We start from the raw sequence: 19,073 nt of genomic DNA, 5'->3' as shown, positions 1-19,073 counted from the left end.
ACTGTCTAAAAAACCATGTACATCAAAGAAATCCCAGATTCCTAAATTAGTGGAATTCTATTTGGCAAAGTGGAAGTTGCTTTTTCAATTAACCATGGTTTTTTTAACAATCCCCAGTGAACTTAACTTATCGAGGGTCTTTGCCAGATTTGCCCTTGAATCCAGACTGCCGTCTATTATGATGCCTGCCTTCTCGTAGAATGGCTTTCTTTCAGAATAAAGCTTCCTCAGCTTTTCATTGCTGTTTGAAAGAGGCCTTGTCTTGTCATGCTTCAGCCTTTTCCAGAGCACGTCTAAGCTTGTCTTGATGTATATTACATAAGAGTTCTCGAGCATCCTGTCCATGTTCCCGCTAAATATCGGAAATCCTCCCCCGGTTGAGATAATCAGGTCATCCATTTTGAGAACCTCTTCCAGAGTTTCACGCTCCAGCTCCCTGAAAATCTTTTCTCCTTCTTCCGTTATTATCCTGCTTGGGGTCTTACCGTACTTCTCGGTGATGAGTCTGTCCGTATCTACAGCCTTCATACCTGTCGCAGCTGCTAAAAGCCTTCCAAGGGTAGTCTTGCCGCTGCCGGGCATCCCCACAATGAATATCCTCATTCATATGCTCCTTATCCTCAGTATGGGATTTATGTCCCATATGAGTTCAAGCTCTCTCTTAAGGACATGTCTCGTGTCCGATATGTAGAGCATCATACGATTATTATATATCCCTTTCAATGAAAGTGTACAGGTGCCTATTGACAAGGTTTTGCCTGCCTGGAAAAAGCTCATCGCATCCGCAGGTCCTGGAAATCTTGCAGCAAGCGCAGCCTCCAGTCCGGGCAGGTCCTTCTCAAGCTCAGAATACCTGACATCCAGTGAATAGACTCCCTCCTCGATGAACATGTGGCTTGAAACCAGCCTGGATGTCCTGGCCGTAAGGGCAGACATAAGCACCAGAAGGAGGAAAAGGTGCTGTACCGAGCCTCTTCTAGTATTCAATCTGGAACCCCCTTTCAAGCTCAAGCCCGTCGAATATGAGCTTTACTATCAATATTCCGTTTTCTATCCTGAACGAGGAGGACCTGAGACCGACGCAGATGTTCTGTACTGGAGTATCCACGTAAGTGGTGCTCCCGACTGCATACCTTAGCTTGTCTGCTGACTGGAACATCTTTATGTACCGCCCGTTTACTGACTCATCCTTCAGGATGTACAGGACTCCTCCTGCAATCGCCAGGCTGTCAGTATTTGAATGAAGGTCCTCCTTTATCCTTTCAAATGCCATATAGGCATAATCCATTGCCTTGAGCTGTGACCTTGCATCCAGGTAAGTCTTCAGCACTCCTGTGAATGACCGGAGCGCGATTCCCAATGCCAGCGCCATTATGATAATGTAATAGAGTATCTCGTGGAGGATGTACCCTCTCTTAATCCCTGATCTCATATGTTCCCCGCCTGTCTTTGTCGAGATATCCATTTATCGAGGTTACCCCTCCGACAGTTACTATACTTATCCAGGTATCCCCCGAAGATGCGGATTCAAGTGAATATGAATTTAGTGAACCAAATGCCTCACCCTCCGGCACATCCAGATTTCCTTCCCTGATCATGAGATAGTAGGCTTCTACCCTGTAGTCGAACGCGAGCTGCTCCTTGTACCTGATGAGCTTCAGTCTGCTGTCCATGCTTTCTGAGATTATGGACTGCAGGGCAATGAAGACTGCGAGCACTGCGAATGTGGCAAGTATCGAGATGTAGCCTTTCCTTACCTTATGTCCATAGCCTGTGTTCCGAAATTTATCATGATTTCGCATTGCTTCACACCTCCGATGTGAAAATATATCCTGCCGTTCGCTGAAGGTACTCCCGTAATGTCGTAGTACCAGTTAGGACCGGCTCCGATTTCCAAAGTCGTTACGCCGGTCATTGTGAGTTTGGATCCTGACGGCAGCTGTATCTTCTTCAAAAGCAGCATACCCTTGTAGATCCTTATCGTTGAATCAGGTATGTATACTCTTCGTATCGACTTGGTCTCTGCAGATTTTTTCAGTTCCCCGATTACTACACCCATGAATATTATCGCGGCATCCTCCTTGTAGGATACTGAACCTTCAGCAGCTGTCCTTTTCGGAGATGGAAGCATCAGAGCCATAAGGACAATAGCTATCATAAGCTCCACCAGGAGCCTGCCTTCATAGCGCCTCATATGCATCAAGCATCGGAAGGAGTATCACTGAGGCAGAAGCAAGCACAGCAAGCCCCATTAAAATGACTGCCATAGGTTCCACCAGGGCTGTCTTTCTCTTGAGATAGTCCTCGAACCAGGTTCTCCTGTTCGCAACGTATGATTCCAGGGCACTGGGCAGGTCCCCTGTCTGCTCAGCCATGTGTATGTAGCTTAGGAGAAGCTCAGAAAACCCTTCCTTCCTGAAGGCATCAGAAAGTCCCTCTCCCCTGGTCAGTCTGGCCATAAGCCCCTGTCCCTTGAACACTCCGTCATCCAGAAGCTCAGCCGCCCTGCATACATCCATCCCTCCGGACACAAGCTTGTTGAATTCCTTTATGAACATCATCTCACCATACTCTGCCTTCTTCCTGCCAAGTACCAAAGCAAACACCTTTTCTCTGTCCATGATGCATCGGATGGCAAATGCCATGATGCCAAGGCATGCCATTCCCGAAACACTGGCAGGAACAGCTGATGTGAAAGCCATCATAAGGTCAAGTATTGCATTGCCTCCGGATATTCCGCTGATCATCTCATGGATTGGCGGTACCAGGTAATACGCGGCTGCATAAAGGAAAAAGAGAACAGCTGCGATGAGGATTCCAGGGTATATGAGTACTGTCCTTATCTTCCCACTTAGCTCCCTCTCCTCCTTCAGGTCCTCATATAGTCCCCTGAAAGCTTCTCCAATGGTTCCAGTCTCTTCGGAAAGCCTGATTATTGAGACCTCACGCATTGTGAATTCACCAGTCCTTTCAAAGGAGTCTGCTAAAGTTTCGCCTCCCTGAAGGTGCTTGGAGAGCACGATTTCAGTCTCATCATCAGATAGAGCCAGAGACTCGACCAGACCAAGTCCGTTCCTTAGATAAATCGACTTCTCATAGAAAAATTTCTCCTTGTTGAATTTCCGCCACTTTACTCCTAAATTCCAGCCTGACATCAAGCTTCCTCCTTCCTTCATCAGATTCAAGCCTCTGGGTAAGTACAAGTCCAACTGAATTTGATATGTGCTCCTCCCTGATACCAAAATCCATCAGCCTCAGTATCACATTCCTGTACCCAGTGCCGTGGATGGTCGAGATCACTCTGTGACCGGTTAGCGACGCCCTGACAAGAGCCCTTGCAGTCTCTTCATTCCTTATCTCACCTATGCAGATGAAATCAGGGTCCTGTCTCAGGGATGCGAATATGGCCTTTTCATATGTCAGGCCAGCCGCCTCGTTTATCTGGCACTGAACAACTCCCTCCATGAATCTTTCAACGGGGTCCTCCACTGACAGCACCTTGTAGCTTTGGTCTCTGAGCTCCATCATGATGCCGTATAGGGTAGTGCTCTTCCCCATGCCTGTTTCTCCGGCAATCATAGTTATTCCGCTGCCTTCCTTAAGGTGACCAACAATCCTTGAAACCTCACCATCACTCATCCCAAGCATCCGGATCCCCATATCCCGCCTATCAAAAAGCCTCATGACAAGAGATTCGCCGTTGACCGACTTCATCGTACTTACTCGTATGGTCATCCCCGCCATCCTGAATACTCCATCCTGAGGCAGCCTTTTTTCAGAAATGTTCATGCCTGAATTTGCCTTTACTCTCTGCAGATATATGTTGTGCCTGTTCATGTCAAGGCTGCAGTACGATTCCAGCCTTTCACCCTTCCTGAAGAACACCCCCGCCTTCTCTGATCCAGGTATGAAGTGTATGTCGGATGCCCTGCTTCCTATTCCTGCTTCTACGATTTCTTCCAGCTCCATAAAATCACCAGAATCATTATGCAGTCTCTTTCAGTCCTTATACATGAGAATCATGGATCACAGGTTTTGTGGTATAGTATATTGAGAGATACGACAAGGAGAATGATCATGGCACTTGATGGCATATATTTCAGCAACGTAGTAAAAGAGATAAGCACAGGACTTGAAGGCTCCAGGGTGGATAAGGTCAACCAGCCTGAGAGCGATGTTATAATACTGACATTCAGGGGAAGAAGCGGCAACAGGAAGCTTCTCATAACCTCCAACAGCAGCTTTTCCAGACTTCATTTCACAGAGATCCCCAGGCAGAATCCGCTTCAGGCACCTCTGTTCCTCATGGTGCTCAGAAAGCATCTCCAGGGGGCTTTCTTTGAAGGAATAAGTCAGCTGGACGGTGACAGGCTGGTAAACCTTACATTTTCCGGAAAGGATGAGATGGGCTTCGACCAGAAGTTCATACTTTCAGTGGAGATGATGGGAAGACATTCCAACATCATCCTGATCAGGGAAAGGGACATGAAGATCATCGAGTGCATAAAGCACGTGAGCGCCGACAGGAACACCTACAGGGTCCTTCTTCCCGGAAAGGCCTATATGCCGCCGCCGCCAAGCAACAAGCTCGACCCACTTTCTTACACTGATGAGGAGCTTCTTTTAGCTGGCGATCCAGAAAACATAGACCCGGAATTCTTCTCAAGGATATTCTCAGGAGTATCCAAAAGGACCTCTAACCTGATTCATGAGTTGTATGAAGGCACAAAGCCTCTTGCATTCATCAGGAACATCCTGGAATCCACCGGAAGAGGAACCTCATTCTACATAATGAAGGAGGACGGGGAATACAAGGATGTGGTGTCATATCCCTTCAACGGTGACCTCGTCCGCTATGAGAGCGCTTCAAAGGCACTTGAGGATTTTGTGAGCGAAAGGGACCAGAAGGACAGGATGCGCGGAAAAAGCGCAGACATGCAGAAGATGATCCATACGAACATCGAAAGGGTCCTTAAAAAAATAAACATCCTTGATGAATCCATCAGGGAATCCATGGACAAGCACGAAGACAGGCTGAAAGGCGAGCTCCTTACATCGAACATACACAGCCTCAAGGATGGAATCAATGAGGCCAGGATCCTGAACTATTACGATGGTACCGAAGCAGTCATTAAGCTCAACGAACACAAGACCATCAGCCAGAATATCCAGCATTACTACCACAGGTATAACAAGAAGAAAAGGGCTGAGGAAATGGCAGCTTCACAGAAGCTCCTGGCTGAAGAGGAGCTCAATTATCTGAACTCAATCATGCTGAGCCTTCAGAACTCCGAAAACCAGCGTGAGATTGACGACATAAGGCAGGAGCTCATGGTTGCAGGCTACCTAAGGTTCAGGAAGGTTCCTGCAGGCAAGGAGAAGCCATCAAAGCCATTCCATTTCAAGTCAACAGAGGGAATAGACATCTATGTGGGAAAGAACAATACACAGAACGATTACCTTACCACAAAGTTCGCTGGAAAGAACGATACCTGGCTCCATACTAAGGATATACCCGGCTCTCACGTAATAATCAAAGCTGAGAAATTCTCAGAAGATACGCTTCTTGAGGCCGCCAACCTAGCAGCATGGTACAGCAAGGCCGGAACATCCTCGAAGGTCCCTGTTGATTATACCAGGGTAAAGAACGTGAAAAAACCAAATGGTGCAAAGCCTGGAATGGTAACCTATTCGACGAACAAGACACTATATATCGACCCAGAGCTGACAAGGCTTGACAGGCTTGAGTAAGTTTCAGTCCCGGAGCATATCATTATGATACGCTCCGGGACTTTTCATCGCTAATAGTTAATCAAAATTTCGTTAAATATTAATCAATACTGTGAAGTTTCTTCACACAGGTGTGGTAGCATATAATCGCTGAAGGGGGCGATACCATGAAACCAAGAAAAAAACTGAGCAATTCGTCATTGACGCTTCCGACGCAGATTTTTGTTTTTTTTGCTGAAAAGAAAAATTCCACAGACCTCAGGGACAAATCACTTAATGTTTGGATAGTGCCGGAGATAAAGGAAGAACTACCAATCCATGAGAGACAGAGACCAGTAATCGAGGTTGGAGAATCACGAAACTGCGAGCTGATGAGACTTCTTTGCGAGCTTCCTGTTCATGTAAGGGATGACAGCGGAATCGACTGGTACATTGAAAACGGGGAGTACATGATTTAGTGCCTTTATTGCGTACAAATTAGTTATTCTGTCCAAGAACAACGCATATATTCAGTACTGGGCCTTGCTTGACAAAAGCTGGGTCCAAATTTTACCACCCGTTTGTTAAATATTAACAATCCCTCCACACTTCCTTATCCATTATGTGTTAGTATCAAGCTGTCAAAGGAGGAATTCAAAATGGCAGCAATAACCAGTCCGGGAAAGACCGGAAGAGGCGAAGGCTCTTCAATAATGCAATGGCTTGAAAGGCACATGATGTCGAGAAGAAGCGCTAATGATTTAAGCAGAAGAGTTCGCAAGGTTTGGGTGGTACCTAATGTCAACGAAGAACTTACAACACATGAACATTTCACTTCGGTGCTTGAATATGCTGAACCAAGGAACATGGATCTTGAGAGGCTTTTGAATGATATCCCTCCTCATGTCAGGGACGACGGCAATGTAAGCTGGTATTTGGATAACAAGAGATGACTTCATCATAACCGGAAGGGCAGCAATGTCCTTCCGTTTGTTTTACCAAACTTCGTAATGACTCCAAAACCCATCATCTGTTCATTCTAAAATTTGCTTCGGTAAAGTCTCAAAAGCTTACATAATTGAAAATTCCTTTAAATATAACCAATTTTTCATGTATGTTTGGATTTTGGTTGATACGATGGTGTAGAATTGGCTTATAGCAATGCTTCAGGAGGGCCGACAGTTGGAAAAGAGGAAAAAATTCATCATAAATTTCATGTACTACGGTATACTTGCCGGATTCGGGTATGTGGCGCTTAAATACGTACTGCCAATACTCGCGCCGTTCTTTCTGGGACTGACCATAGCGCTGCTACTGAAGCCGCTGATCATGAAGCTCCACGTGAAGACCGGAATAAACAGAAGATTCCTTTCAGCTACGATACTCATACTTTTTTATATCATCCTTTTTACTGTAATTGCATATCTCGGAGTATCCCTTTTCTTCGAGTCAAGGGACCTTGCATACAGACTGCCTGACCTCTACAAGAATGACATCGAACCGGGACTTATAGGTACTGTTGACCGTCTGGTCGCCTCCTTCCCTGTTGTAGAGCCGGTTATAAGGGATTTCATCGAAGGGCTTGCAAGCTCACTCGGAGAAATAGTCAGATTCATTTCCAGTAATGCGCTCAACACTTTAAGTTCCGCAGCAGCCAGATTATCTTTATTCTTTATCAAGTTCCTGTTTATGATCATATCCAGCTTCTTCTTCATATTCGACAACGAGAAGATCTACTCTTTCATAATGAGGCAGATGTCGGAAAACATGAAGAACATAATCACAAGAGCCAAAGAGAATCTCAAGAAAGTACTTTCAAGCTATACTAAAGCCTACCTTATGCTGATCTCACTTACTTTCGTTGAGCTTTCAATAGGACTTTCGCTTCTAAGGATAAGAAATGCCATACCTCTCGCGTTCGTGATCGCCCTGATAGACATACTGCCTATCCTCGGAACAGGCGGTGTCCTTATCCCATGGGGTCTTATCGCCATAGTAATCGGCAGGACGGGACTTGGACTTGGAATACTTCTCACTTATCTGATAGTCACTGTAGTGAGGCAGTCCCTTGAACCGAAGATCGTAGGCGACCAGATCGGCCTTCACCCGATAGTCATTCTGCTGTGCATATTCATAGGTGGCAGACTGTTCGGAGTGCTTGGAATATTCCTTATCCCCATAACCATGACAATCATCAAGAAGCTCAATGACGAGAAGGTAATTCACGTTTTCAAATAGGTCCTGAACTAAACTAGCAATTGAAAATGCTGTCCTGCAATTAAGCAGGACAGCATTATTCATTTCAGGACCCTATTCCATTCTTCCTCATTGAACCCGACAAGAGTATTGCTGATGTCAGTCCTAAGTATAGGCCTCTTTACAAGCATCGGGGTTTTCGAAAGAAGTAGAAGCACCTCTTCTTGAGACATTCTCCCCAGCATTTCCTTCATGTTCAGCTCCCGATATGCCTGACCGCTGGTGTTGAGAAGCTTCCTAAGCTCCACTCCTGAGGATAGAATGCTTCTCAGCTCTTCAATACCCGGCGGCCTTTCTGTTATTTCTCTCCACTCATATGAAATATCCCTGGAAGAGAGATATTTCCTTGCCTTCTGGCAGGTTCCGCATTTGTTGTATCCTATCAGTTCCATATCCACCTCAATTTATTTCCGCATAGCTACCGGCACCCGGCTTAGACTTCACGGTTATTTTTCTTGGTATCCTTTCCTTAAGCTCAGTGACATGCGATATTATGCCTACTATTCTGCCGGATACATTCAGGTCCATAAGGCACCCGAGGGCATTCTCCAGGGAATCCTGGTCAAGTGAACCGAAGCCTTCGTCTATGAATATTGTCTCAAGGTTTACGCTGCCCCTGCTGCTCTCTATGAAATCTGAGAGTCCAAGTGCAAGTGCCAATGATGCCTTGAAGCTCTCACCGCCCGAAAGTGAAAGAACATCCCTCTCCCTTCCCGTGTAAGCATCGTGTATGTTAAGGTCCAGCCCCACCTTTTCCCTTCTGCTTGCCTGGTCCTCTTTTCGCTTCAGCTGAAATCTGCCTTCAGTCATCTTCCATAGCCTCTTGTTCGCCATGCCCAGTATTCCGTCGAAATAATACGACTGGACGAAGGTTTCGAACGACCTTCCAACTGATGCTGTGCTATGAAGCCTGAATAATGCTCCGAACCTTTCCCTGTTGGCTTTGTACTTTGAAACAGTATCCTTAGCTTTCTCAAGAAGTCCTGCAAGCTTGAAGCATTCCTTGTCCACATTGCTTAATGATCTTCTAACTTCCTCAAGCCTTAGCTTTGCCTGATTCCTTTTATCATGAAGCGGCTCAAGAGAAATCTCGCTCCTTCCGGAACAATCCTCCTCCAGCTGTGAAAATGCACCCTTAGCCTTGTTCAGCTTCTCATAGAATGAGCTTATCTCCTTTTCCATTGCCTGGATCTCAGAAATCCTTCCCTTCAGCAGGTCATACTCAGATACTGCAAGCCCCTCTGAAGCTATGCTGGTTTCAAGATCTGACCTCAGCTTCTCTGTCTCATTTATCAATGATTCCCTGAGCGCGGAAAGGGTTCCTGTCCTCTCGCTGAGTGCTGTAAGCCTCAGGTCGGTATCCCTGAGTGATGATAGTATCCTTTCGTGGTCCCTTATGATAGTTTCAATCCTCGATCCAAGTCTTGCAATTTCATCTGACACTGATTTCGAATCGATATCTGCACCCTGCTCCTCCAAAGTCCTTTCTTCGCCTTTTGCAGCCCCAAGCTCCTCTGAAGCCATCTGCAGATCCTGTCCAATGGAATCAAGCTTTTCCTTGACACCCTTGAGACCTTCAAGCTCGATCCTCAGCTTTAAAAGCTCATTCGAAGCCTTTAGCCCAAGCTCTTCAGCTTCAGATATTTCTCCTTCAATCCTGGTTATCTGTTCCTTTTTTGAAATGCCTGCGCTTGTTATCTCTTCTATCCCAGTTATCCCAAGCTGGCTGCTCAAGTAAAATTCCCTTACCTCTGCCTCAATTTCAGTCAGTGATGCCTTCAGTCCTTCAAGCTTCTGATCTGATTTCGCCAGCTCCCTGCGTGAGCTCTCAAGTGCCTTCTGAGCCATGAGATAGTTATCCTCGTCAAAAGCCTCCTCTTCTTCTCCAGTCAGCTGATGGTGAACCGATCCGCATACCGGACAAGGTTCCCCTTCAATCAGGTCCTTTCTCAGTATCGCCCCCAGGCTCGCCTTCTTAAGCTCCTCAGCTTCCTGGAAGACCTTCATGCAGTCATCTGATTTCCTTGAACATTCCGTCTGTTCATGCTCTGCCTTTACAAGCTTCTCCCTTTCTCCTGCAAGCTTCCTGGAAAGCCTGTGGGCATCAAGCAAAAGCTTCCTTTCACCCTCAAGCCCCAGCCTCTTCAGTTTCAGCTCCGAAACTTCAAGGCTCTGTTTACTCTCCTTTTCTCTTAGCAAAGATTCCTCGGCTGTCAGCGATTCCGCCTTCTTAAGCCTTTCTGTCAGCGCAACCTTTTCACCTTCAAGCCTTATCTTTTCTTTCTGTAGTGATTCTGTCCTCTTCCTGGCGGATGCAAGCCTTGCTGATTTTTCGAGAAGTTCTGCCTTCATGGATTTTTCTGCCTTTAAGGTATCCAGTTTGAAGTACTCCGCATCAGACAATTCCTTTTCCTTTTCAAGGCTTTCCTTTTGCTTCTCATTCCTTTCAGTATCCTTTAGTGCCAACTCAAGGTTTTTCTTTGCACTATCAAGTTCCTTAGCCTTGGAACTCAGCTCCTTCTCCTTCGGCAGTATCAGCCTTGCCTTGAGTATACCGTCTAAAATCCTTGAATTCTGTATGATCTTCGGTTCCTCAACAGAAAGTTCCTTAAGAAGCCTTTCAGCTGTCTTGAATATTGCCAGCCTCTTATTGTTGTCTTCAGCTGCCAGGATCTCCTCTTCAGAAGCTTTAAGCAAAGCCTCTTTTTCAGAGGTTTCAGCCTCCATCCGGACCTTTTCGATTTCCATGACCGCCAGCTTCTCCTGAAGCGGGTGTTCGCCCATATCTATGTCCTGGTCAGTTATTCCTGCCTCTCCCATTGCCTCTTTGAACCTTGATATGAGCTCTGAATCGAGCTTCTTTGATTCATCATACTTGGCCTTTATCCTATCCTGGAAATCCTGATATACCTCAGTTGAAAACAGCTTCTTCAGAATATCTGATTTGTCTTTGGTGCTTGATGCAAGGAACTCCCTGAATTCGCCCTGTGGTATCATGACGATCTTCTTGAACTGTTCAAGTGTCAGTCCAAGTATGCCTTCAATCTCCTGGTTCACTTCCCTGGCCTTGACTAGTGCGTTCTGCCTGTCATTTTCCCGATAAAACAGGACCTTGGAGGTGCCTTTATACGTTTCTGTCCGCATTATGGTGTATTTCTCACCTCTTACTGAAAACTCAAGCTCTACCTCCATGTCATCCTTTACTCCGGAGAGCTGGCTCCTGTAGCAATCGGCCTTATCCCTGTCGCTGCTAGATGCCTTGCCATATAGCGCATAGCATATCCCGTCGAAAATGGAGGTCTTACCTGCACCAGTAGCTCCTGTTATGAGGAAAATCCTGTCATCATACAGCTTCGTGAAATCAATGGTGCATTCATCCTTGAATCCCAGGAACGCATTCATCCTAAGCCTGATAGGTTTCATCTCCGACCACCCCCATTTCCTCTACTGTCTCATCTATGATCCTGACCATTACCTCACTCGGTTCATCACCGTTCTCAAGCAGGTAGAACTCATGGAACAGGCTCTTGATTTCCCTGCTCTCCATCTTTTCAAGGGCAGCGAAGCTGGCACCCTCTGCCTGAAGGTCTCTCTCCCTCTGGAGCTCAACTATGTTTGGATATCTTGACCTTAGCCTGTCAAGCGGATCCTGGATTTCTTCTTCATCCGTAAGTACAGCCCGTATGAAATCTTTCGCATGACTGTCCCCGGGACTGTTCATGAGCTCCGAGAAGCTTCCCCTTAGTATTACAAGGTCTCTTTGTGGTGTTAAGAATCTCTCACTTACCTCTATCTTTCCATCCCTGTCCATTTCTACTATCGATATGCTTTTCCGGTGGTTGGCTTCTGAGAACGAGTATTTCATGAGCGACCCGCTGTACCTTGTTTTTCCCTTTTTTACCCACTGAGGCTTGTGAAGATGGCCAAGGGCTACATAGTCGAAGATGTCGAATATCTCAGCCTTTACGAAATCCGTACCGCCGACAGTAAGGAGCCTTTCAGAGTCGCTTGTCTCCATATCCTCCTTGACTCCCGGTGTAACGAAGCCATGGAATATCAGTACCTTCCTGTTTCCATCATCAATTACCGATCTTTTGATTATCTCATCATAAAGTACGCTGTCATCCTTTGATTCGTTAAGCCCGTATATTTCTCTGAGCGTGAAGCTATCCTTGTATGGAAGAAAATAGAATGAGACCTCTCCTGATTCATCCTTGAGATTTATTCTCTTGAGTGGATCCTCAGGATGCCCCTGTATAAGGAGACCATGCATCTCGAGCAGACTGTTAAGGACCTGTACCCTTTCCGAGGAATCATGGTTTCCTGTGATCAGGAGCACATTTACGCTGAGTTCTGACAGCCTTGTCAGGAATCTGTTATATATCCTTACAGCATCCTCCCTGGGAACTGAACGGTCATAGACATCACCTGCGATGACAAGAGCATCCGGTGACTCCTCCTGTATAATCTGAATCAGCTGATTCAGGGCATCCTCCTGGTCCTCAAGAAGTGATATGTCCTTTAAATATCTGCCTATGTGCAAATCTGCAATGTGTATGAATTTCACTGTATATCACGCTCCCATACAATGAGTTTACAGCAGAAATTTATTCAAGACAATGAAATGTGGTCAGCAATAATGTACAATGGGGATAGGAGGTGTATGGACATGCCAAGAAGGATAAGAATGCGCCTTGACCTTGAGGATAAGATCAGAAACTTTAATGTTGAGATCACCCCTGTGTCCGAGGAAACAATCCCAGAGCTTGCCGGCATAATGCTTGATGCCTACAGAGATACCGTGGACTATGAGGGCGAGGACCTGAAGCAGACCGAGGATGAGCTTGGACGAGTCTTCAGAGGACTCTATGGTCCGGTCATCAGGGAAGCCTCCCATACCATATGGGAAAATGGAGAAGCGGCTGCATCTGTTATTGTCTGCCTCTTCAAGCATGAACCTACAATTACCTACACCTTTACCAGAAAAGCATCCAAGAGGAAGGGCTACGCTACAACACTGATCAACAAAGCGGAAGAAGAGCTTCTAAGGCAAGGCTATAGGACCCTCCACCTGTTCGTAACGCTTGAAAACAGGGATGCTGTGAACCTGTATGAATCACTTGGATTCTACGAGGTTCCGGTTACCACCGTAACAGAAGTAGTCACAAACTGAACGGAGTTATTCATGAGCATCGAAATTCTAAAATCTGCAGTCCGCATCCTTGAAAGGCTCGGAATCCTTGACCGTATGGTACTTGCAGGAGAGCCTGCAGCTTGCCTCTGCAGAACAGATATGGACTTTGAAGGTATCTTCACGGAGATACCTTTCCTGATTGAAAAACCACACTCCATGCCCAAGGCCGATATCCATGAAGCATTCAGGGCTGAAGGCTTCGATTACCTTGAGGATTGCTATGGAAGGCTTTCAACCTTCCACAAGGATGAGACAAGGGTAGCGTTCTATACCGGCTTAAACGGAAGCAGCAGGGCAAGGGTCCTTGAAGTTCCGTCACTTGGACTGAACATCATGGCTGCGAGAAAGTATAACCAGGCATTTGAAAGCACTTTGGAAATATGTCTGGACGGGCTCCGGATAAGGATTACAGGAGCTGTTGCTGCTGAACATCAATAATCTCACCAAACCTTTTCAGTCATTTTCCGGGGTTGTTCCCACAGCCCTGGTTTAATGGTATAATCCTATTGGAAAACTAAATATCACATATGGGTTTGCAGATAACTGCACTAAGAGGGAAACAGGATAAGCCTGTGCGGTCCCGCCGCCGTATGGTACTTGATCGCCGACATAGCCACTGGGAAACCGGGAAGGCTGGCGGTCTTAATGACCAAGCCGGAAGACCTGCCCGTATGAAATCAACTTAACTTCACGGAGAATGGGGTGTTGTCAATATGGCTGATTTTTCGCCATACCAGGCATCCATTGGGATGCCTTTTGATTTGTGCAAAGCTTGCATGATCTTTTCTCCAGACCGACGCACGCGCTTTACGACCAAAGGAGGAAAGAAATGAAGAAAAAGCTTACTGCAATACTAATTACCCTTGTGCTCGCATTCGGGGCGTTCTACCTGTACAAGACATATCTGTCGCCTCAGGCCAATGAAGGCAGCAAGGAAGTAACAATCGAGATCGTCATAGAAAGGGAGAAAATCAGCGAAAAGAAGACCTACAGGACAGATTCAGCGTTCCTGTATGACCTGCTAAATGAAAAACAGGAGGAGCTTGGTTCCGGCTTCACAAAGTTCGACTTCGGCGACATGCTCACGAAGCTTAAATCCGTAGATGCCGGCGCTGACGAATACTACCACATATACGTCAACGGAGCTGATGCGGCAGTCGGTGTCAAGGAAATTCCAGTGACAGATAAGGAAACGTACAAGTTCGAGCTCAAGAAATGGAAGTAGAGGACCTTACAAAAGAGGCGAAAAAAATGGACAGATTCCAATATGACAAGAATAAGCTAAGTGCAAAGGACATAGTCCTCATAGGGATCCTTTCCGCATCCATAACTGGCGGAAAGATGGTCCTTTCCGCAATACCCAATGTAGAGATCGTGACTCTTCTGTTCATGGTATATACTGTGGTTTTCGGAATACGAAGGGCACTGTTCGTATCAGTCATATTCTCAACTACGGAGATACTATTGTGGGGTGTTCATACCTGGCTTCTCACATATTATATAATCTGGCCGCTTCTTATACTTGTGACAGGACTATTTTCACGGTTCCTTACCGGTGATTTTTCAAGGGCATTTCTCGCAGGTGCGTTTGGACTGACATTCGGAATGTACTTTGCACTTGTAGAAGCCATGCTTTATGGTTTGAACTACGGGTTTGTCTACTATATCAGGGGTATCCCATTTGACATCATACATGGGGCGGCTAACTTCATTGTTGTACTTATGTTATTCAAGCCACTTGAGCGGATGCTTGGAAGGCTTGCAAAAAACTACACTGAAAATAGAAATGCCGCAGATTCATGAATCTGCGGCATTCCCATTTGTCAATATTCAGTTTTATCCTTACCAAACTCAGGACTTTCAACATGGTCTCCTGGTCTGTTTATGTGAAGGACAATCTCCTCCACGATGGCCTTGTGGTCTTTTTCCTGATGTACCAGAGATTTGTAGACAAGCTTGGAATTCTCATCCTTTGCATTGTCATGCAGGGCCTGATACACTTCTATGCTCCTCGTCTCAATCTCAATCGCTTCCCTGTAAAGGTCAGGCATACCTGGGATTGACTCCAGGACCTTCCGTCCGATAGCGAACTTCTTGATAAGCTCCTGTGCCTTTTCAAGGCTTGTGCCGTCTTCAACCTTAAGTCCTGCGATGTCGTTCTGATTCTCCAGTATCTTCTTATGGGTCTCCTCATCGTCTGCAAGCATCCTGAACACTTCACCAAGACTGTTGCCCTTGTTCTTCTCAGCCTGCTCAGTATAATATCTGAATCCCTCATCCTCAAGTTTTAGTGCAAGTTCCAAGCTATTCATATTACAATCCCCCATTCTTCTCAAAATTCTAGTTTAATTCTAACACATATAGTTATCCAACAATTTGCGCAATTACAACTATTCTGTTAACTATCCGTGACCAAAAGCACTTTTGGGTGAAGGTTGTCAACGAAATTATTCTGTGCAATAATAATGTCATTGGTTTTTTGGAGGTAGGAGAATGGAGCTATGGGAAATAATGTTCCTTGCTGCGGGCGTCTCGATGGATGCATTCGCTGCAGCAATTTGCAAGGGAATGTCAGCTAGGGATGCGGAAAATAAGCATTCACTTCTTACAGGTATATTCTTCGGCGGATTCCAGGCTTTCATGCCGCTGGCAGGATATTTTCTAGCTAAAAGCTTCAGCGGCTATATTACCACATTCGATCACTGGATTTCATTCGCGCTTCTCTTCATAATCGGAGCAAAGATGATAAAAGAATCCAGGGACAGTAAGGATGAGGAGTCGCACTGCGATGAAGTTTTCAGCCTGAAGAGCCTTACAATCCTTGCCATCGCAACCAGCATAGATGCCCTTGCGGTAGGTGTAACCTTTGCTTTCCTCGAAGTCTCGATCCTTCCTTCAGTAACGATAATAGGAATTACCACATTTCTGTTTTCCTATTTCGGAGTCAGGATAGGAACCGCTTTGGGTTCAAGGATGCAAAAGCTTGCTGAGCTCTTTGGAGGTACTATACTGATATTCATAGGACTCAGGATCCTACTTACCCACCTTAACATAGTGAGCTTATAGGAGATCCTAGGCGAATTGAAATGAAAAAGCACCATAGAAAAGAACATCCTGCGACAATTTTTATCGCAGGATGTTCTTTTTATTCCATCTCGTTCTCTATATATCCAATGCCGTCAACCTCTACCCTTACTACATCGCCTTTCTTAATCGGCTTTGGAGGGTTAAAGCCTGCTCCTACTCCGCTTGGTGTTCCTGTAGCGATTATGTCTCCCGGTTCAAGTGTCAACCCTTGAGTCAGCACATTGATGAGTCTTGGTATTGAATTGATCATTATGCTGGTGTTTCCGTTCTGCCTTGGCTCTCCATTGACAAACGACCTCACTCCAAGGTTTCCGGCAAGACCAAGCTCATCCTTAGTTACAATCCATGGTCCCATAGGACAAAAGCCGTCAAGGCTCTTTCCTCTGAACCACTGTGTTCCATTCTTCTGGACATCTCTTGCAGTCACGTCATTCAGGCATGTGTATCCGAAAATCACATCGAGAGCATCCTCTTCTGATACATCTACGCATCTCTTTCCGATGATAAGGGCAAGTTCAGCCTCATAGTCCACGAAATCAGTTACGCCTTCATGCATCGGTACCTTGCTGTATGGCCCGTTCGCTGAATTGGTGGCCTTCGTGAAAAATACGGGATGCTCCATAACCCTCTTCAGTGAATCATCATCGAGGTTCTTGATCTCCTGGACATGGTCCTCATAGTTTTTGCCAATACAGATTATGTTCCTCTGAGGTTTTGTTATCGGTGATAGAAGCTCAACTGAATCTATCTTAACCGACCCCTCCATATCAAGTACGTTATCATCAATTGTTCCGTTTTCCTGGATGAATGAAAGAAGTGTCTCCGGACCCTCCACAAATATCCTTCCTGACGGTATTATCGATTTCCCCGACCTGTCAATTACTCCCCAGAATTCTTTGCCGTTCTCCCTGTAACTTACAATTCTCATAAAGCTCCTCCATTATATTAAAATTGTTCAAATAACCTAAAATTTTCTACCTCCGCCGCCATGCGACCTGCCGCTTCCTGACCTGTGGGTCGTGCTTCTGCCCAAGGAGCCTCCACCGGAACTCCTCACTGGAGCTACTGGGATTATCCTTGAAGTCGTATACTCGTTTATCAGGTTGTCTGACGCTATTCCCAGTTCAACCAGGCTGCTGTCCCTGAAATTGAATGCAAGCGGTGCAGGATGACCCTTGTACCTTTTCCTTGTGGTGGCAAAGTAACCAAGTCCGGATGCTCCTGATGCAGCAGCTCCTATCAAGCCATCGAAGAGCGAGATGCTGTTGGATCCCTCATCCTCATTGTACTGGCCTTCCGGAATTCCCTGTGCAAGGAACGAAGAGGTTGAAGCAATGAAAGCCTCAGCACCCTCGAAGTATCGGCCGTCACCAAATCCAGCATCAAAAATATCGTCAAGTATCGATTCAATCCTTGCATCAGTCAGGTACCTGATACCCTTGCCTGAGGTTGAAATATAAACTTCTCTGTTGTCAAAGTCCATCAGAAGCAGTATACCATCCCTGTCCGCTCCTATACCATAGCCGTTGTAGTCAAAATAATCGTCGGCATAATCCCTGGAGCTCTTTCCATCTGCATCATTTGTCGTCACAAGAACAATGTCCATGGAGTACTGGTTTGACAGTCCTGCCAGCGTATTCTCGAGGTCAGATTTCTCAGACGACGAAAATATTGCTGCCGAGTCAACGACAAGCAGCTTTTCTGCCTTAGCCTCAAGGGATGTCCATGACATGAAGAGTATGGCTGCTGCAAATGCCGCAAGAATCATCCTCCTTACCATATCAGAGCACCTCCGATCAGCGCAAGTGCCAAAATTCCAAGTCCAATTGCAGCCGATGAAATACCGAGCTTCCTGTTGTCAACAGGAAGTTCTCCATAGGACTTGCCAGTCTGGCCGTTCACAGCGAAAATGTAGGTCCTGCCGCCATAGAAATATGTAAGTATCCATGCCGGAAGCAGTGTATAATCCCAGTCCTTGATTGAGACATCAAGTTCCTTCTGGTCAAGCTGAACGCTCCCGAAGCCTGATATTGATTCCTGTACAAGGCTTTCCGCATACCTTTGTGCCCTCTCCTGGACAGTCGGCTGTATCGCTTCCCTTTCAATGTCATATTTTTCCGCAAGAAATCCACTGAGGTATGAAGGCTCGAATTCAACCGCTTTTTTATCGTCGTACGGAGATATTGAGTCCAGCAACCCCTTGTCGATCTTTTTCAATGCAACTTCCCTGATATTCTGTACATCTACCTTCCCATGTCTTTCAATCCCGAATTCCTTGACCTCTGTATATTCCGTGTTGCCTGCCCTGTATACTCTCCTGTTGATGCCCTTGCCCGAGTAATCCACCCTTGCCTCAGCCTCGGCCGACCAGTATGGAATGTAGACGCCTGAGATCTTTTCAAGCTGAGAGCTTGAGTAGAACTCCCTTGGTACATATCTCCTTGACTTTGCCCATGAAAGGAAGGTTTCCTCTGCCTTCTCCCTGCTGTAGGCAAACGGAATCACCTTGTCAGGCCTGAAGCTCCCTGAAAGCCTGTCTGACAGGATAACCGGATTATGGCAATAGTAACAGAAGGTGGCAGAGGTAGTCTCTTCAGTGACCACCTCTGCACCGCAGCTATCGCAGGTGTATCCCATTAAATGTGCATCCTCATGCTTTTTCTCCCCGGCAGCTTTGCTTGCCATTGCCTCCGTTGCCTTCTCTACTTCAGCGCTTGTGAACTCGCTGAGACAGAATTCGCACTTCAGCTTCTGGATAGCAGGTTCAAATTTCAATCCCCCGCCGCAATTGGGGCATTTGTATGTGGCTGTAGCCATTCTATCACAT

23 protein-coding genes and 1 riboswitch are annotated in these 19,073 nt (G+C 46.1%); of the genes, 9 read left to right on the top strand and 14 right to left on the bottom strand.

The window, feature by feature from the left end; translation table 11 throughout:
- Positions 1-84 precede the first annotated feature (84 nt).
- Genes J2Z34_RS12820 through J2Z34_RS12790 form a run of 7 tightly spaced genes read right to left on the bottom strand, consistent with a single transcriptional unit; the run spans position 85 to position 3,969 of the window.
- The gene (locus J2Z34_RS12820; protein ID WP_209460268.1) at positions 85-603 is read right to left on the bottom strand and encodes a shikimate kinase; all 519 of its coding nucleotides are present in this window, start codon (positions 601-603) and stop codon (positions 85-87) included.
- The gene (locus tag J2Z34_RS12815; protein ID WP_209460267.1) at positions 604-987 is read right to left on the bottom strand and encodes a hypothetical protein; all 384 of its coding nucleotides are present in this window, start codon (positions 985-987) and stop codon (positions 604-606) included.
- Positions 977-1,432, bottom strand: a complete 456-nt coding sequence (locus J2Z34_RS12810; protein WP_209460266.1) for a hypothetical protein — start codon at positions 1,430-1,432, stop codon at positions 977-979. Before J2Z34_RS12810 ends, J2Z34_RS12815 begins: the two co-directional genes overlap by 11 nt.
- Positions 1,416-1,802, bottom strand: coding sequence for a hypothetical protein (locus J2Z34_RS12805; RefSeq protein WP_209460265.1), 387 nt, complete (start codon positions 1,800-1,802; stop codon positions 1,416-1,418). Before J2Z34_RS12805 ends, J2Z34_RS12810 begins: the two co-directional genes overlap by 17 nt.
- The gene (locus J2Z34_RS12800) at positions 1,754-2,194 is read right to left on the bottom strand and encodes a hypothetical protein (RefSeq protein ID WP_209460264.1); all 441 of its coding nucleotides are present in this window, start codon (positions 2,192-2,194) and stop codon (positions 1,754-1,756) included. The genes J2Z34_RS12805 and J2Z34_RS12800 overlap by 49 nt, the downstream gene beginning before the upstream one ends.
- Entirely contained in the window at positions 2,181-3,155 is a 975-nt protein-coding gene (locus J2Z34_RS12795) for a type II secretion system F family protein (RefSeq protein ID WP_209460263.1), read from the bottom strand. The genes J2Z34_RS12800 and J2Z34_RS12795 overlap by 14 nt, the downstream gene beginning before the upstream one ends.
- The gene (locus J2Z34_RS12790; protein WP_209460262.1) at positions 3,094-3,969 is read right to left on the bottom strand and encodes a GspE/PulE family protein; all 876 of its coding nucleotides are present in this window, start codon (positions 3,967-3,969) and stop codon (positions 3,094-3,096) included. The genes J2Z34_RS12795 and J2Z34_RS12790 overlap by 62 nt, the downstream gene beginning before the upstream one ends.
- A 108-nt stretch (positions 3,970-4,077) precedes the next feature.
- Here J2Z34_RS12790 and J2Z34_RS12785 point away from each other — a divergent pair, with 108 nt between their 5' ends.
- The 4 genes from J2Z34_RS12785 to ytvI all read left to right on the top strand — a co-directional run bounded on the left by J2Z34_RS12785 (position 4,078) and on the right by ytvI (position 7,947).
- Positions 4,078-5,751, top strand: a complete 1,674-nt coding sequence (locus J2Z34_RS12785) for an Rqc2 family fibronectin-binding protein (RefSeq protein ID WP_209460261.1) — start codon at positions 4,078-4,080, stop codon at positions 5,749-5,751.
- A 146-nt stretch (positions 5,752-5,897) separates the two neighbouring features.
- Positions 5,898-6,188 carry a hypothetical protein gene (locus J2Z34_RS12780; RefSeq protein ID WP_209460260.1) on the top strand — a complete coding sequence of 97 codons (291 nt, stop codon included), beginning with the start codon at positions 5,898-5,900 and terminating at the stop codon, positions 6,186-6,188.
- Positions 6,189-6,368: 180 nt separating this feature from the next.
- The gene (locus J2Z34_RS12775) at positions 6,369-6,662 is read left to right on the top strand and encodes a hypothetical protein (RefSeq protein WP_209460259.1); all 294 of its coding nucleotides are present in this window, start codon (positions 6,369-6,371) and stop codon (positions 6,660-6,662) included.
- 229 nt (positions 6,663-6,891) lie between these two features.
- Positions 6,892-7,947 (top strand): sporulation integral membrane protein YtvI, encoded by a 1,056-nt coding sequence (gene ytvI / locus J2Z34_RS12770; protein ID WP_209460258.1) that lies wholly within the window; start codon positions 6,892-6,894, stop codon positions 7,945-7,947.
- A 59-nt stretch (positions 7,948-8,006) separates the two neighbouring features.
- On the opposite strand, the gene J2Z34_RS12765 is transcribed toward ytvI, so the two are convergent.
- The 3 genes from J2Z34_RS12765 to J2Z34_RS17890 are packed head-to-tail and all read right to left on the bottom strand — an operon-like array spanning position 8,007 to position 12,532.
- Entirely contained in the window at positions 8,007-8,357 is a 351-nt protein-coding gene (locus J2Z34_RS12765; RefSeq protein WP_209460257.1) for a Spx/MgsR family RNA polymerase-binding regulatory protein, read from the bottom strand.
- 7 nt (positions 8,358-8,364) lie between these two features.
- Entirely contained in the window at positions 8,365-11,388 is a 3,024-nt protein-coding gene (locus tag J2Z34_RS12760) for an AAA family ATPase (RefSeq protein ID WP_209460256.1), read from the bottom strand.
- Entirely contained in the window at positions 11,369-12,532 is a 1,164-nt protein-coding gene (locus J2Z34_RS17890; protein ID WP_209460255.1) for an exonuclease SbcCD subunit D, read from the bottom strand. The genes J2Z34_RS12760 and J2Z34_RS17890 overlap by 20 nt, the downstream gene beginning before the upstream one ends.
- Before the next feature lie 102 nt (positions 12,533-12,634).
- On the opposite strand from J2Z34_RS17890, the gene J2Z34_RS12750 reads away from it, so the two are divergent.
- The 4 genes from J2Z34_RS12750 (at position 12,635) to J2Z34_RS12735 (ending at position 14,962) form a co-directional block, all read left to right on the top strand.
- Positions 12,635-13,138 (top strand): GNAT family N-acetyltransferase, encoded by a 504-nt coding sequence (locus tag J2Z34_RS12750; protein WP_209460254.1) that lies wholly within the window; start codon positions 12,635-12,637, stop codon positions 13,136-13,138.
- Between the two features lie 12 nt (positions 13,139-13,150).
- Entirely contained in the window at positions 13,151-13,597 is a 447-nt protein-coding gene (locus tag J2Z34_RS12745) for a hypothetical protein (protein WP_209460253.1), read from the top strand.
- A gap of 74 nt (positions 13,598-13,671) precedes the next feature.
- Positions 13,672-13,844: riboswitch (cobalamin riboswitch) on the top strand.
- A gap of 144 nt (positions 13,845-13,988) precedes the next feature.
- Positions 13,989-14,384, top strand: a complete 396-nt coding sequence (locus J2Z34_RS12740; RefSeq protein WP_209460252.1) for a hypothetical protein — start codon at positions 13,989-13,991, stop codon at positions 14,382-14,384.
- A 26-nt stretch (positions 14,385-14,410) separates the two neighbouring features.
- Positions 14,411-14,962, top strand: a complete 552-nt coding sequence (locus J2Z34_RS12735; RefSeq protein ID WP_209460251.1) for a hypothetical protein — start codon at positions 14,411-14,413, stop codon at positions 14,960-14,962.
- Positions 14,963-14,982: 20 nt separating this feature from the next.
- Here J2Z34_RS12735 and J2Z34_RS12730 read toward each other — a convergent pair whose 3' ends face one another.
- Complete coding sequence (locus tag J2Z34_RS12730) at positions 14,983-15,471, bottom strand: ferritin-like domain-containing protein (RefSeq protein ID WP_209460250.1); 489 nt, start codon at positions 15,469-15,471, stop codon at positions 14,983-14,985.
- A 181-nt stretch (positions 15,472-15,652) separates the two neighbouring features.
- Here J2Z34_RS12730 and J2Z34_RS12725 point away from each other — a divergent pair, with 181 nt between their 5' ends.
- The gene (locus tag J2Z34_RS12725; RefSeq protein WP_209460249.1) at positions 15,653-16,225 is read left to right on the top strand and encodes a manganese efflux pump MntP; all 573 of its coding nucleotides are present in this window, start codon (positions 15,653-15,655) and stop codon (positions 16,223-16,225) included.
- A gap of 79 nt (positions 16,226-16,304) precedes the next feature.
- Here J2Z34_RS12725 and J2Z34_RS12720 read toward each other — a convergent pair whose 3' ends face one another.
- The 3 genes from J2Z34_RS12720 to J2Z34_RS12710 are packed head-to-tail and all read right to left on the bottom strand — an operon-like array spanning position 16,305 to position 19,063.
- Positions 16,305-17,174, bottom strand: a complete 870-nt coding sequence (locus J2Z34_RS12720; protein ID WP_209460248.1) for a fumarylacetoacetate hydrolase family protein — start codon at positions 17,172-17,174, stop codon at positions 16,305-16,307.
- Positions 17,175-17,210: 36 nt separating this feature from the next.
- The gene (locus tag J2Z34_RS12715; RefSeq protein ID WP_209460247.1) at positions 17,211-18,026 is read right to left on the bottom strand and encodes a TPM domain-containing protein; all 816 of its coding nucleotides are present in this window, start codon (positions 18,024-18,026) and stop codon (positions 17,211-17,213) included.
- Positions 18,020-19,063, bottom strand: coding sequence for a TFIIB-type zinc ribbon-containing protein (locus tag J2Z34_RS12710; protein WP_209460246.1), 1,044 nt, complete (start codon positions 19,061-19,063; stop codon positions 18,020-18,022). The genes J2Z34_RS12715 and J2Z34_RS12710 overlap by 7 nt, the downstream gene beginning before the upstream one ends.
- Between the last annotated feature and the right edge of the window lie 10 nt (positions 19,064-19,073).

Source organism: Youngiibacter multivorans (assembly GCF_017873395.1).
Taxonomy (GTDB): Bacteria; Bacillota; Clostridia; order Clostridiales; family Clostridiaceae; genus Youngiibacter; species Youngiibacter multivorans.
Note: the sequence above shows the minus strand (reverse complement) of the source record. Positions and strands in the feature narration are given on the sequence as shown.